11 protein-coding genes are annotated in these 13,435 nt (G+C 75.1%); 3 read left to right on the top strand and 8 right to left on the bottom strand.

Going from position 1 to position 13,435, the window contains the following annotated elements:
• Window positions 1–8: 8 nt before the first annotated feature.
• Window positions 9–1,586, bottom strand: a complete 1,578-nt coding sequence (gene guaA, locus D5H78_RS18530) for a glutamine-hydrolyzing GMP synthase (protein WP_119951995.1) — start codon at window positions 1,584–1,586, stop codon at window positions 9–11.
• Window positions 1,587–1,707: 121 nt separating this feature from the next.
• On the opposite strand from guaA, the gene D5H78_RS18525 reads away from it, so the two are divergent.
• A complete protein-coding gene (locus D5H78_RS18525; RefSeq protein WP_165865799.1) occupies window positions 1,708–2,652 on the top strand; it encodes an SGNH/GDSL hydrolase family protein in 945 nt (314 codons plus the stop codon).
• 43 nt (window positions 2,653–2,695) lie between these two features.
• On the opposite strand, the gene D5H78_RS18520 is transcribed toward D5H78_RS18525, so the two are convergent.
• The 5 genes from D5H78_RS18520 to D5H78_RS18500 form a co-directional block, all read right to left on the bottom strand.
• A complete protein-coding gene (locus tag D5H78_RS18520) occupies window positions 2,696–3,643 on the bottom strand; it encodes an oxidoreductase (RefSeq protein ID WP_119951994.1) in 948 nt (315 codons plus the stop codon).
• Between the two features lie 83 nt (window positions 3,644–3,726).
• A complete protein-coding gene (locus D5H78_RS18515) occupies window positions 3,727–5,385 on the bottom strand; it encodes a glycerol-3-phosphate dehydrogenase/oxidase (RefSeq protein ID WP_119952017.1) in 1,659 nt (552 codons plus the stop codon).
• 148 nt (window positions 5,386–5,533) lie between these two features.
• Complete coding sequence (glpK, locus tag D5H78_RS18510) at window positions 5,534–7,051, bottom strand: glycerol kinase GlpK (protein ID WP_119951993.1); 1,518 nt, start codon at window positions 7,049–7,051, stop codon at window positions 5,534–5,536.
• Window positions 7,044–7,340, bottom strand: a complete 297-nt coding sequence (locus tag D5H78_RS18505) for a hypothetical protein (RefSeq protein WP_119951992.1) — start codon at window positions 7,338–7,340, stop codon at window positions 7,044–7,046. Before D5H78_RS18505 ends, glpK (D5H78_RS18510) begins: the two co-directional genes overlap by 8 nt.
• A gap of 10 nt (window positions 7,341–7,350) precedes the next feature.
• Complete coding sequence (locus D5H78_RS18500; protein WP_119951991.1) at window positions 7,351–8,085, bottom strand: MIP/aquaporin family protein; 735 nt, start codon at window positions 8,083–8,085, stop codon at window positions 7,351–7,353.
• Between the two features lie 172 nt (window positions 8,086–8,257).
• Here D5H78_RS18500 and D5H78_RS18495 point away from each other — a divergent pair, with 172 nt between their 5' ends.
• Both D5H78_RS18495 and glpK (D5H78_RS18490) read left to right on the top strand, forming a co-directional pair.
• Window positions 8,258–9,019, top strand: coding sequence for an IclR family transcriptional regulator (locus D5H78_RS18495; protein ID WP_119951990.1), 762 nt, complete (start codon window positions 8,258–8,260; stop codon window positions 9,017–9,019).
• A complete protein-coding gene (gene glpK, locus D5H78_RS18490) occupies window positions 9,016–10,539 on the top strand; it encodes a glycerol kinase GlpK (RefSeq protein WP_119952016.1) in 1,524 nt (507 codons plus the stop codon). The genes D5H78_RS18495 and glpK (D5H78_RS18490) overlap by 4 nt, the downstream gene beginning before the upstream one ends.
• A gap of 90 nt (window positions 10,540–10,629) precedes the next feature.
• Here the strand turns inward: glpK (D5H78_RS18490) and D5H78_RS18485 are convergent, their stop codons facing one another.
• Complete coding sequence (locus tag D5H78_RS18485; protein WP_119951989.1) at window positions 10,630–11,751, bottom strand: GuaB3 family IMP dehydrogenase-related protein; 1,122 nt, start codon at window positions 11,749–11,751, stop codon at window positions 10,630–10,632.
• A gap of 4 nt (window positions 11,752–11,755) precedes the next feature.
• Window positions 11,756–13,405: an IMP dehydrogenase gene (guaB, locus tag D5H78_RS18480; protein WP_218566799.1), complete on the bottom strand. Its 1,650-nt coding sequence runs from the start codon at window positions 13,403–13,405 to the stop codon at window positions 11,756–11,758.
• Window positions 13,406–13,435 lie beyond the last annotated feature (30 nt).

Here is a 13,435-nt window from a genome sequence, read left to right as displayed (position 1 = left end):
GTGGGCGCTCACTCCCACTCGATGGTCCCCGGCGGCTTGCTCGTGACGTCGAGGACGACCCGGTTGACCTCCCGCACCTCGTTGGTGATGCGGGTCGAGATGCGTGCCAGGACGTCGTACGGGACGCGCGACCAGTCCGCCGTCATCGCGTCCTCGGAGGACACCGGGCGCAGGACGACGGGGTGGCCGTACGTCCGCCCGTCGCCCTGCACGCCGACCGAGCGCACGTCGGCGAGCAGCACGACCGGGCACTGCCAGATGTCGCGGTCGAGGCCCGCCGCGCTGAGCTCCTCGCGGGCGATCGCGTCGGCCTCGCGGAGCAGCTCGAGGCGGTCCCGGGTGACCTCGCCGATGATGCGGATGCCGAGGCCGGGGCCCGGGAACGGCTGGCGCCAGACGATGGCCTCGGGCAGGCCGAGCTCGAGGCCGACGCGGCGCACCTCGTCCTTGAAGAGGGTGCGCAGCGGCTCGACGAGCCGGAACTGCAGGTCCTCGGGGAGCCCGCCGACGTTGTGGTGGCTCTTGATGTTCGCGGTGCCGCTGCCGCCGCCGGACTCCACGACGTCGGGGTAGAGCGTGCCCTGGACGAGGAACTCCACCTGCTCGCCGTGCGCCCCCGCCTCGGCGACGACCTCGAGCGCCGCGGCCTCGAAGACCCGGATGAACTCGCGGCCGATGGCCTTGCGCTTCTCCTCCGGGTCGGTGAGCCCCGCGAGCGCCGCGAGGAAGCGCTCGCTGGCGTCCACGACCTTGAGCGACACCCCGGTCGCCGCGACGAAGTCCTGCTCGACCTGCTCGGCCTCGCCCTTGCGCAACAGCCCGTGGTCGACGAAGACGCAGGTGAGCCGGTCGCCCACCGCGCGCTGCACGAGCGCCGCGGCGACGGCGGAGTCGACGCCGCCGGACAGCCCGCAGACCACCCGCGCGTCCCCGACCTGGGCGCGCACCGCCTCGACCTGGTCCTCGATGACGCCGGTCATCGTCCAGGAGGGCGTGCAGCCGGCGACCTCGTAGAGGAAGTGCTCGAGCACCGCCTGCCCGTGCTCGCTGTGCAGCACCTCCGGGTGGAACTGGACGCCCGCGAGGCCGCGGTCGACGTCCTCGAAGGCGGCGACGGGGGTCGCGCCGGTGCGCGCGACGACGGAGAACCCGGGCGGGGCCTCGCTCACCGCGTCGCCGTGCGACATCCAGACCGACTGCTGCCGGGGCAGGCCGTGGAAGAGGGTCGACTCGCCGGCGACCACCTCGAGCGGGGTGCCGCCGAACTCGGCGGTGCCCGTGCGCGCGACGGTGCCGCCGAGCGCCGAGGCCATCGCCTGGAAGCCGTAGCAGATGCCGAACGCCGGCACCCCGGCCTCGAAGAGCGCCGGGTCGACCACGGGGGCGCCGGGCGCGTACACCGACGAGGGCCCGCCGGACAGGACGATCGCCTTGGGCCGGCGCGCGAGGATCTCCTCGACCGGCGTCGTGCTCGGCACGATCTCGCTGTAGACGCGGGCCTCGCGGACCCGGCGCGCGATGAGCTGCGCGTACTGGGCGCCGAAGTCGACGACGAGGACGGTGTCGTGCCCCTCGGGAGCGGTCAAGGGTGGGCCCTCCGGCGTCGGCTGCGGGACGGCCGCGAGTCTATCGGCGCCGTGCGGGCCCCCCCGTCGCGGCGGCCCCGCCCCGGGGCGCTGCGCCGTCCCGGCCCGTACGCTCGCCGGGATGGCCGACCACGAGCGGGACCGTGCCGACCGCCGCCGCGCGGCCCCGGGCGCCGTGCTCCGCCGCGCGCTGACGGCGGGGCTGCTCGCGGCCCTGGTCGCGGGCTGCGGCGGCTCCGGGTCCCCCGGCCCCGACGCCGCCCCGAACCCCCCGGCCCCCGCCGCCACGACGCCGGCCCCCACGACGCCGGCCCCCGCGCCCACCACGCCCACCACGCCCGCGCCCGCACCGTCCACCCCCGCCGCCCCGGCGCCGCCGCCCGGCGCCCCGCTGCACGTCGCGCTGGGCGACTCGGTGGCGGCCGGGGTCGGCGCCGCGGAGGGCGCGGGCTACGTCGACCTGCTGCACGAGCGCCTGGCCCGCTGCGCGCCGGGGGCCGCGCCCGGCTGCGGGACCCGGCTCGTCGACCTGTCCCGGCTCGGCGCCACGACGGGCTCGGTGCTCCGGGGGCAGCTGCCGCGCCTGCAGGACCTGGCGGCCCGCGAGCCCGTGGGCCTGGTGACGCTCGACGTCGGCGGCAACGACGTCTTCGGCCCGGTCGTGGGCACCTGCGCCCAGGGCGACGCCGCCGCGTGCACCCGCCGGGTCGCGGAGGTCCTCGACGGGGTGGCCGCGGACTACGACGAGCTCCTCGACGGGGTGCGCGCGGCCGTCGGCGGGGACGCCGCGCTGGCCGTCATGACGTACTACGACCCGGTGCCCTCGTGCGCCCTCGCCGCGCTGGCGCCGCTGTCCGAGCGGGTCCTGCGCGGGGCCGACGGCGAGCCCGGCCTCGACGACGTCATCGCCCGCGCCGCCCGCGAGCACGGGGCGCTCGTCGTCGACGCGGCCGCGGTCATCGGGCCGGACGACCTCGTCGGCGGCGCGGACTGCCTGCACCCCGACGGCTCCGGGCACGCCGCGATCGCCGGCGCCTTCGCCGACGCCCTCGGCGCCCCGGGCTGACCGGCGCTGACCCGGCCGCGTCCCCCGCGCCGCGCCCGGTCCCTCAGCCGGCGCGCAGGGCGTCGTACGCGACCCCGGTCAGCTCCTCCGAGCGCTCCCACAGCCGCCGGGCCGCGGCCTCGTCGCGCGCCGCGGCGCTGGTCCCCACGCGCCGCGGGCCGCCGCGCGCCTCGAACGGCCCGTCGGGCCCGAAGTACTCCCCGCCCCGCACGTCCGGCATCGTCGCGGCGTAGAGCTGCGGCAGCGCACCGTCGGCGTCGGACTGCCCGAAGAGCAGGTTCCCCACGTCGGAGAGGCGCTCGCGCACCCGGCTGCCGGCCATCCGCGGCCCGGTGCGCTGCAGGTTCGTCGTCGCCCAGCCCGGGTGCGCGGCGACGCTGAGCAGGTCGGCGCCGGCGGCCCGGGCGCGGCGGTCGAGCTCCAGGGCGAAGGACAGGTTGGCGAGCTTGGCGCGCCCGTACGCCGCCCACGGGCGGTAGCCGTCCTCGCCCATCGCCAGGTCCGGGTCAAGCACGCCCGAGCGGTGGGCCTGGCTCGACACCGTGACCACGCGCGACCCCGGCCGGCGCAGGAGCACCGGCAGCAGGCGCCCGGTGAGCGCGAAGTGCCCGAGGTGGTTGGTCCCGACCTGCAGCTCGAAGCCGTCGACGGTCCGCCGGTACGGGGTCGCCATCACCCCGGCGTTGTTCACCAGCACGCTGATGCCGTCCGGGTGCTGCTCGCCGACCCGCGCAGCCAGGTCCGCGACGCTCGACAGGTCGGCGAGGTCGAGCATCCCGAGGGCGACCGAGGCCCCGGGCACGGCCCCGGTCACCCGGCGCACCGCCTCCTCGCCGCGGGCCTCGTCGCGGGCGGTCATGACGACGTGCGCACCCCGCGAGGCCAGCCCGAGGGCGGTCTGCAGGCCGAGCCCGCTCGTCGCGCCGGTCACGACGGCGACCCGGCCGGTGAGGTCGGGAGCGTCCGCCACGGTCCAGGAGGTGCGTGCCATGACGGCATCCTCCCCGGCCCCCGGACGCGCCGCACCCCCGTCCGCCGAGGGCGGGACGGGGGTGCGGCGCGGGGTGGGGTGCCCTAGGCCAGCGGCACGATCTCCGGCGCGCCGAGCCGCGCGGAGTCCGCGGTCTCGTCGTCGGGCTGCTGCTGCGAGAGCCGCTCGGCCTCCACCCGCTTGAGGTAGTGGTCGACCTCGTTGCGGACCTGGTCCTCGCTCCAGCCCAGCACGGAGCCCATGATCTCGGCGGCGTGCGGCGCGGCGCTGACCCCGCGGTCCCACATCTCGATGGAGATGTGGGTGCGGCGGGCGAGCACGTCGTCGAGGTGGCGCGCCCCCTCGTGCGACGCGGCGTACGCGATCTCCACCTTGAGGTAGTCCTCGGCGCCCGGCAGCGGCTCGCCGAGCGCGGGCTGCTCGCGGATCATGCCGAGGACCTCGTCGATGAGCGAGCCGTAGCGCCCGAGCAGGTGCTCGACCCGCGCGACGTGCAGCCCGGACTCCTCGGCGATGACGTGCCGGCGGTTCCAGGCCGCCTCGTAGCCCTCGGCCCCGACGCACGGGACCCGCTCGGTGACGCACTTGCCGAAGTGGTCGTCGAGCGCGTGCACGGCGGCGTCCACGGCGTCCTTGGCCATGACGCGGTACGTCGTGTACTTGCCGCCGGCCACGACGACCAGCCCCGGCGCCGCGTGGGCGACGAGGTGCTCGCGGGACAGCTTCGACGTCTCGTCGGACTCGCCGGCCAGCAGGGGGCGCAGCCCCGCGTAGACGCCCTCGACGTCCTCGCGGGTCAGCGGGGTCACGAGGACCTTGTTGACGTGCTCGAGGATGTAGTCGATGTCGTTCGTCGACGCGGCCGGGTGGGCCTTGTCGAGCTGCCAGTCGGTGTCGGTGGTGCCGACGATCCAGTGCCGGCCCCAGGGGATGACGAACAGGACGCTCTTCTCGGTCCGCAGGATCATCCCGGTGGAGGACTGGATGCGGTCGCGCGGGACGACGAGGTGCACGCCCTTGGACGCGCGCACCTTGTACTGCCCGCGCTCGCCGACCATCGCCTGCGTCTCGTCGGTCCAGACGCCGGTGGCGTTGATGACCTGCTTCGCCCGCACGTCGAAGGTGCGGTCGTGCTCGAGGTCGCGCACCCGCGCGCCGGTGACCCGCTCCCCCTCGCGGAGGAACTCCACGACGCGGGCGCGCGAGGCGGCCAGGGCGCCGTACTGCACCGCGGTGCGCACGAGGGTCATGGTGTGCCGGGCGTCGTCGATCTGCCCGTCGTAGTACTGGATCGCGCCGACGAGCGCGGACTTCTTCAGCGCCGGCGCGACCTTGAGCGCGCCGCTGCGGGTGAGGTGCCGGTGGTGCGGCACCCCGCGCGAGGCCCCGCCCTCGAGCCCCATCGTGTCGTAGAGGGTGACGCCCGCCGCGACGTACGGCCGCTCCCACACCCGGTGGGTGAGGGGGTAGAGGAACGGCACCGGGCGGGTCAGGTGCGGCGCGAGCCGCTGCAGGATCAGCCCGCGCTCGCGCAGCGCCTCGCGGACCAGCCCGAAGTCGAGCATCTCCAGGTAGCGCAGGCCGCCGTGAACGAGCTTGCTCGAGCGGCTCGACGTGCCGCTCGCCCAGTCCCGCGCCTCGACGATCCCCACCTTCATGCCCCGCGTGGCGGCGTCGAGGGCGGCGCCGGCCCCCACCACACCGCCGCCCACGACGAGGACGTCGAGCTCCTCCGCCGCCATGCGGTCGAGCGCCTCGCTGCGGGCCTCGGGGCCCAGTGCCTTGACGATCACGTTCCGGTCCTCCGCTCCGTCGTCGGCCGGCGCCCCGCCCCCGCGGTCGGCGGGGGCGGGGCGGACGACCCGTCGTGCTCTGCTACCCGCTGGGGCGTCAGTCGACGTCGACCCAGTCGAGGGTGCGCTGCACGGCCTTCTGCCACCCGGCGTAGCCCTTGGCGCGCTGGTCGTCGGACCAGTGCGGCTCCCAGCGCTTGTCCTCGTTCCAGTTCGCGCGGAGCTCGTCGGTGTCCTTCCAGAAGCCTACGGCGAGCCCCGCCGCGTACGCCGCGCCGAGCGCTGTCGTCTCCGCCACCACCGGCTTGCTCACCGGCACGCCGAGCACGTCGGCCTGGATCTGCATGCAGAGGTCGTTGGCGGTGACGCCGCCGTCGACCTTGAGGACCTCCAGGTGCACCCCGGAGTCCTTCTCCATGGCGTCGGCGACGTCCTTGCTCTGGTAGCAGATCGCCTCGAGGGTCGCCCGGGCCACGTGCGCGTTGGTGTTGAAGCGCGAGAGGCCGACGATCGCCCCGCGGGCGTCGGAGCGCCAGTACGGCGCGAAGAGCCCGGAGAACGCGGGGACGAAGTAGACGCCGCCGGTGTCCTCGACCTGCCGGGCGAGCGCCTCGCTCTGCGCGGCGCCGCTGATGATGCCGAGCTGGTCGCGCAGCCACTGCACCGCCGAGCCGGTGACCGCGATCGAGCCCTCGAGCGCGTACACGACCGGCTGGTCGCCGAACTTGTACGCCGGCGTGGTGAGCAGCCCGGCCTTCGAGCGGACGAGCTCGGTGCCGGTGTTGATGAGCATGAAGTTGCCGGTGCCGTAGGTGTTCTTGGCCTCGCCGGGGGCGAAGCAGACCTGGCCCACGGTCGCCGCCTGCTGGTCGCCGAGGTCGCCGGTGATGAGCACCTCGCCCTGGAACGGGCCCTGGGCGGTGGTGCGCCCGTACCCCTGCGGCTCGGACGAGGAGCGGATCTCCGGGAGCATCTGGCGCGGGATGCCGAACAGCGCGAGGAGCTCGTCGTCCCACTGCAGGGTCTCGAGGTCCATGAGCATCGTGCGGCTCGCGTTGGTCACGTCGGTGACGTGCACGCCGCCGTCGGGGCCGCCGGTGAGGTTCCAGATGAGCCAGGAGTCGGTGTTGCCGAAGACCGCGTCGCCGCGCTCGGCCGCCTCGCGCACCCCGTCGACGTTCTCGAGGATCCACTGGATCTTGCCGCCGGAGAAGTACGTGGCCGGGGGCAGGCCCGCCCGGTGCCGGATGAGGTCGCCCTTGCCCTCGCGCTCGAGGGCGGAGGCGATCCGGTCGGTGCGGGTGTCCTGCCAGACGATCGCGTTGTAGTACGGCCGGCCGGTGCGCTTGTCCCACACCACCGCGGTCTCGCGCTGGTTCGTGATGCCCAGCGCCACCAGGTCCGAGGCCTGCAGGCCGAGCTTGCCCATCGTGGTGCGGATGACCGAGTTGGTCCGCTCCATGATCTCGACCGGGTTGTGCTCGACCCAGCCGGCCTGCGGGAGGATCTGCTGGTGCTCGAGCTGGTGGCGGCCCACCTCGTTGCCGCCGTGGTCGAACACCATGAACCGGGTGCTGGTGGTGCCCTGGTCGACCGCTCCGACGTACTCAGCCATGCTCGTTCTCCCCTGCGTCATCGGTGGGTGTGCTGGGTGTGCTCGGGGTGTCCTTCTGCACGTACGACCCCTCGCGCGGCGCCGCGCGGTGCTCGCCGGCGACGTCGCGGTCGGTGTACGCGCCGTCGTCGTCCGGCCCGCGCAGGTCCGGCTCCTCGCCGCGGGCCTCCCGCGGCGTCTCCTGGTCGGTGTACTGGCCCTCGCCCGGCTCGACGTCGCCGCCGGGCACGTCCTTGTCGGCGTAGTCGCCCTCGCCCCGGCGCCCGGGGCCCCCGGATGCGGTGCTCACAGCGCCCCCGTCAGAAGTACGCGTTGGCGGCGAGGCCGGCGAGGACGCCGCCGATCACCGGGCCGACGACCGGCACCCACGCGTAGCCCCAGTCGCTGCCGCCCTTGCCGCGGATCGGCAGGACCGCGTGCGCGACGCGGGGGCCCAGGTCGCGGGCCGGGTTGATGGCGTAGCCGGTGGGCCCGCCGAGCGAGGCGCCGATGCCGACGACGAGCAGCGCCACGGCCAGCGGCCCGAGCCCGGTCGGGGTGCTGCCGAAGAGCAGGACGACGAAGACCAGGACGAACGTGCCGATGACCTCGGTGACGACGTTCCAGGGGTAGTCGCGGATCGCCGGGCCGGTGGAGAAGACGCCGAGCTTCGCCTCGGGGTCGGGCTCCTGGTCGAAGTGGTCGCGGTAGGCCAGCCACGCGACGACCGCGCCGAGGAAGGCGCCGACGAACTCGGCGGCGAGGTAGACCAGGGTCGAGGCGAACGTGACCTCCACGCCCGGCGCGTACTCGTCGGCGCCGCTGGAGAGCAGGCCGAGCGTGACCGCGGGGTTGAGGTGCGCCCCGGAGCGGAACGCGACGAACACGCCGGCGAAGACCGCGAGGCCCCAGCCGAAGTTCACGAGGAGGAAGCCGCCGCCGGCCCCCTTGCTCTTGGTGAGGGCGACGTTCGCGACGACGCCGCAGCCCAGGAGGAGGAGGAAGGCGGTGCCGACCACCTCGGAGAGGAACACGGTTCCCAAGGACGTTTCCATGCGCGGTCTCCCGGAGTCGCACGACAGTGGGCGGACGGGGACGGGCGGCAGCACCGCCGTCCCTCGATGCAGGAACGTAGGGATGTCGCGCACGTCACGCAACGAACTCCGGTCGACATCGTCGAACGTTCCTGCTGGGCGACGGCGCGGCGCGGGCGTACCGTCACGAACCGTGCCGGGCAACGTGCAGTCGATCGAGCGGGCGGCCGCGATCCTGCGGCTGCTGGCCGGCGGGCGCCTCGGCCTGGTCGACGTGTCGAACGCCCTGGGCCTGGCCAAGGGCACGGTCCACGGCATCCTGCGCACGCTGCAGCACGTGGGGTTCGTGGAGCAGGACAAGGACTCCGGCAAGTACCACCTGGGCGCGACCCTGCTGCACCTCGGCACGAGCTACCTCGACGTCAACGAGCTGCGCTCGCGGGCGATCAACTGGGCGGACTCGCTCGCCGCGCGCAGCGGCGAGGCCGTGCGCATCGGCTCCCACCTCGACGGCGAGGTCCTCGTCGTGCACCACGTGTTCCGGCCCGACGACTCCCTGCAGACGGTGGAGGTCGGGAGCCTGCTGCCGCTGCACGCCTGCGCGCTCGGCAAGGCGATCCTGGCGTTCGACGCTGCGGCGGCCGCGGCGGTGCGCGAGGGTGGGCCCGTGCCCTACACGCGCTGGACCGCCGCCACCCGGCGCGACCTCGACCGCGCCCTGGCCGAGGTGCGCGAGGTCGGCTGGGCCGGCGAGGTGGAGGAGATGACCACGGGCCAGGCCGGCATCGCGGCGCCGATCCGCGACGCGGGCGGCCTCGTCGTCGGCTCGATCGGCCTGACCGGACCGGTCGAGCGGGTGTGCGACGGGCGACGGCGGCCCCGTACGGCCCTCGTCACCCAGGTGCGCGACGCCGCGCGGGCCGTGTCGCGCGAGCTGGGTGCCCGCCGGTGGTGAGCCCGACCTACGTGGCGGCCCTGGACCAGGGGACGACGTCGACGCGCTGCATCCTCTTCGACCACCAGGGCCGCCTGGTGTCGGTCGCCCAGCGCGAGCACGCGCAGCACTACCCGCAGCCCGGCTGGGTGGAGCACGACGCCGCCGAGATCTGGCGCAACGCCCAGCGGGTCGTCGGCGAGGCGGTCGCGCAGGCGGGGGCGTCGCCCGCGCAGGTCACCGCCCTCGGCATCGCCAACCAGCGGGAGACGACGGTGGCGTGGGACCGCCGCACGGGCAAGCCGGTCGGGCGCGCGCTCGTCTGGCAGGACGTGCGCACCGCCGGCATCGTCGAGGAGCTCGCCGCGGACGGCGGCCCCGACCGGTTCCGCGAGCGGTGCGGCCTGCCGCTCGCCACGTACTTCGCCGGGCCGCGGATCCGCTGGCTGCTCGACCACACGCCCGGGCTGCGCGAGCGCGCCGAGCGCGGCGACGTGCTCGTCGGCACGATGGACAGCTGGCTCGTCTGGAACCTCACCGGCGGCCCCGGCGGCGGCGTCCACGTCACCGACGTCACCAACGCCAGCCGCACCATGCTCATGGACCTCGCGACCCTGCAGTGGGACGACGAGCTGCTCGCGGTCTTCGGCGTCCCCCGCGCCTGCCTGCCGGAGATCCGCTCCTCCGCCGAGGTCTACGGCACGGCCACCGGCGTCGTCCCCGGCACCCGCATCGCCGCCGCCCTCGGCGACCAGCAGGCCGCGCTCTTCGGGCAGACCTGCTTCACGGCCGGTGAGGCCAAGTGCACGTACGGCACCGGCTCCTTCCTGCTGCTCAACACCGGCCGGGAGGTCGTCCGCTCCACGCACGGCCTGCTCACGACGGTGGGCTACAAGATCGGCGACGAGGACGCGGTGTACGCCCTCGAGGGCTCGATCGCCATCACCGGCTCGCTCGTGCAGTGGTTCCGCGACAGCCTCGGGCTCATCTCGAGCGCGGCGGAGATCGAGACGCTCGCGCGGACCGTGGACGACAACGGCGGCTGCTACATCGTCCCGGCCTTCTCCGGCCTCTTCGCCCCGCACTGGCGCAGCGAGGCGCGGGGCATCATCGTCGGGCTCACGTCGTACATCACCAAGGGCCACCTCGCTCGCGCCGTGCTCGAGGCGACCGGCTGGCAGACCCGCGAGGTCGTCGACGCGATGGACGCGGACTCCGGCATCGAGCTGAGCACGCTGCGCGTCGACGGGGGCATGACGGCCGACAACCTGCTCATGCAGTTCCTCGCCGACGTCCTCGACGTCCCCGTGGTCCGGCCCATGGTCAGCGAGACGGTCTCGCTCGGCGCCGCGTACGCCGCCGGGCTCGCCGTCGGCTACTGGCCGGACCTGGAGGGCCTGCGCCGCAACTGGCACCGCGCCGCCCAGTGGACGCCGCGCATGGACCCCGCGCTGCGCGCCGAGGAGTACGACAACTGGCAGCGCGCCGTCGAGCGCACCTTCGGCTGGATCACGCCCGAGCAGGCCCAGCGCGGCCGCTGACGGGCCGCCACCCGCGCAGGGCCACCGCGGGGCGAGGGGGCGGCGCCGCACCCCGGGCCAGCACCCGCCGCGGCCACGCGCCGGTGGCGCTCAGCTCGGCTGGTACGGCGCGACGACGACCTCGACGCGCTGCAGCTCCTTGAGGTCGGAGTAGCCGGTGGTGGCCATCGCCCGCCGCAGGGCGCCCACGAGGTTCATCGAGCCGTCGGCCGCCCGGGACGGGCCGAGGAGGATCTCCTCCAGCGAGCCGGCCGTGCCGACGTGCACGCGCAGGCCGCGCGGCACCTCGGGGTGGTGAGCCTCGGAGCCCCAGTGCCAGCCGCGGCCCGGCGCCTCGGTGGCGCGCGCCAGCGGCGAGCCCATCATCACCGCGTCGGCGCCGCAGGCGACCGCCCTGGCGAGGTCGCCGGAGCGCCCGACACCGCCGTCGGCGATGACGTGCACGTAGCGCCCGCCCGACTCGTCCATGTAGTCGCGCCGGGCGGCGGCGACGTCGGCCACCGCGGAGGCCATGGGCACGGCGACGCCGAGGACGGTCCGCGTCGTGTGCGCCGCGCCGCCCCCGAAGCCGACGAGCACGCCGGCCGCGCCGGTGCGCATGAGGTGCAGCGCCGCCGTGTAGGTGGCGCAGCCGCCGACGACGACCGGGACGTCGAGCTCGTAGATGAACTGCTTGAGGTTGAGCGGCTCCGCACCCGAGCTGACGTGCTCCGCGGAGACCGTCGTCCCGCGGATCACGAACAGGTCGACCCCGGCGTCCACGACGGTCTTGTGCAGCTGCGCGGTGCGCTGCGGCGAGAGCGCCGCGGCGACGGTGACGCCCGCCCGGCGCACCTCCTGGATGCGCTCGACGACGAGCTCGGGGCGGATCGGCGCGGCGTAGATGTCCTGCATCCGCCGGTTGGCCTCGACGTCGTCGAGCGCGGCGATCTCGGCGAGGACGGACTCCGGGTCCTCGTACCGCGTCCACACGCCCTCGAGGTCGAGGACGCCGACGCCGCCGAGGCGCCCGATGGCGATCGCGGTGCGCGGGGACACCACGGAGTCCATCGGCGCGGCGAGGATGGGCAGCTCGAAGCGGTACGCGTCGATCTGCCAGGCGACCGACACCTCCTCGGGGTCGCGGGTGCGCCGGCTCGGCACGATCGCGATGTCGTCGAAGGAGTACGCCCGCCGGCCGCGCTTGCCGCGCCCGATCTCGACCTCGGTCACCCGGTCACCGTCCCTGGTAGTTGGGGGCCTCGACGGTCATCTGCACGTCGTGCGGGTGGGACTCCTTGAGCCCCGCCGCCGTGATGCGCACGAACCGCCCGCCCGCCTGCAGCTGCGCGACCGTCGCGGCGCCCGCGTAGCCCATCGAGGCGCGCAGCCCGCCGACGAGCTGGTGGGCCACGGCCGCGAGCGGACCGCGGTAGGGCACCTGGCCCTCGACGCCCTCGGGGACGAGCTTGTCGTCGGAGAGCACGTCGTCCTGCGCGTAGCGGTCGCGCGAGTAGGAGCGGCTGCTCCCCCGCGACTGCATCGCGCCGAGCGAGCCCATGCCGCGGTAGGACTTGAACTGCTTGCCGTTGATGAAGAGCAGCTCGCCCGGGCTCTCCTCGACGCCCGCGAGCAGCGAGCCGAGCATCACGCAGTCGGCGCCGGCGATGAGCGCCTTGGCGATGTCGCCGGAGTACTGGATGCCGCCGTCGCCGATGACCGGCACGCCCGCGGGCCGCGCGGCCTGCGCGGCCTCGTTGATCGCCGTCACCTGCGGCACGCCCACGCCGGCCACGACGCGGGTGGTGCAGATCGAGCCGGGACCGACGCCGACCTTGACGCCGTCGGCGCCCGCGTCGACGAGGGCCTGGGCGCCCGCGCGGGTCGCCACGTTGCCGCCGACGACCTCGACCCGGAAGTTGGCCTTGCACTTGGCGACCATCTCGAGCACGCCGCGGGAGTGCCCGTGCGCGGTGTCGACGACGAGCACGTCGACCCCGGCGTCGACGAGCAGACCCGCGCGGGCGAAGGCGTCGTCGCCCACGCCGACCGCCGCGCCGACGACGAGGCGCCCGTCGGCGTCCTTGGTGGCGAGGGGGTACTGCTCGCTCTTGACGAAGTCCTTGACGGTGATGAGGCCCTTGAGCCGGCCCGCGGCGTCGACGAGCGGCAGCTTCTCCACCTTGTGCCGGCGCAGCAGCTGCATGGCGTCGTCGCCGGACACGCCCTCGGGGGCGGTCACGAGCGGCAGGGGCGTCATGACGTCGCGGACGAGCCGGGAGAAGTCGGTCTCGAAGCGCAGGTCGCGGTTGGTGACGATGCCGACGAGGACGCCGTCGCCGTCGACCACCGGCACACCGCTGATCCGGTAGCGCCCGCAGAGCGCGTCGGCCTCGGCGAGGGTGGCGCCGGGGCCGATGGTGATCGGGCGGGTGACCATGCCGGCCTCGGAGCGCTTCACGAGGTCGACCTGCTGGGCCTGGTCCTCGGCCGCGAGGTTGCGGTGCAGGACCCCCAGCCCGCCCTGGCGGGCCATGGCGATCGCCATGCGCGCCTCGGTGACCGTGTCCATCGCCGAGGACAGCAGCGGCACCCGCAGGGTGATCCCGCGGGTGACGCGCGCCGACGTGTCGACCTCGCTGGGCACCACGTCGGACGCGGCGGGCAGCAGCAGCACGTCGTCGAAGGTCAGGCCCCAGGGGACGTCCAGCGGCGCCACCTCCGGCGGCGGCAGCTCCAGGCCCGCCGGCCCGGTGCGCTCGTCGGGCGTCTGGTCGGTCGCGGCAGCGTCGGTCACGGCAGCCTTCCCGCTGGGGGCCTCGGGGGTGTCCGGCGCGGCCCGCGCCGTGGGCGCGCGGCCACCGGGGGCACCGGGGACGCGGCCCATCCTACGGGCGCGCAGCGCCCGCCCGGCCGC

The organism is Vallicoccus soli, assembly GCF_003594885.1.
Lineage (GTDB): Bacteria > Actinomycetota > Actinomycetes > Motilibacterales > Motilibacteraceae > Vallicoccus > Vallicoccus soli.
This window is presented reverse-complemented; position numbering and strand designations above follow the sequence as displayed.

Bases quoted from the DNA above. Each gene is read 5' to 3' on its own strand.
- D5H78_RS18525 (WP_165865799.1), top strand. From the start codon at position 1,708: ATGGCCGACCACGAGCGGGACCGTGCCGACCGCCGCCGCGCGGCCCCG.
- D5H78_RS18500 (WP_119951991.1), bottom strand. From the start codon at position 8,085: ATGGAAACGTCCTTGGGAACCGTGTTCCTCTCCGAGGTGGTCGGCACC.
- D5H78_RS18515 (WP_119952017.1), bottom strand. From the start codon at position 5,385: ATGGCGGCGGAGGAGCTCGACGTCCTCGTCGTGGGCGGCGGTGTGGTG.
- glpK (WP_119951993.1), bottom strand. From the start codon at position 7,051: ATGGCTGAGTACGTCGGAGCGGTCGACCAGGGCACCACCAGCACCCGG.
- guaB (WP_218566799.1), bottom strand. From the start codon at position 13,405: ATGGGCCGCGTCCCCGGTGCCCCCGGTGGCCGCGCGCCCACGGCGCGG.
- D5H78_RS18520 (WP_119951994.1), bottom strand. From the start codon at position 3,643: ATGGCACGCACCTCCTGGACCGTGGCGGACGCTCCCGACCTCACCGGC.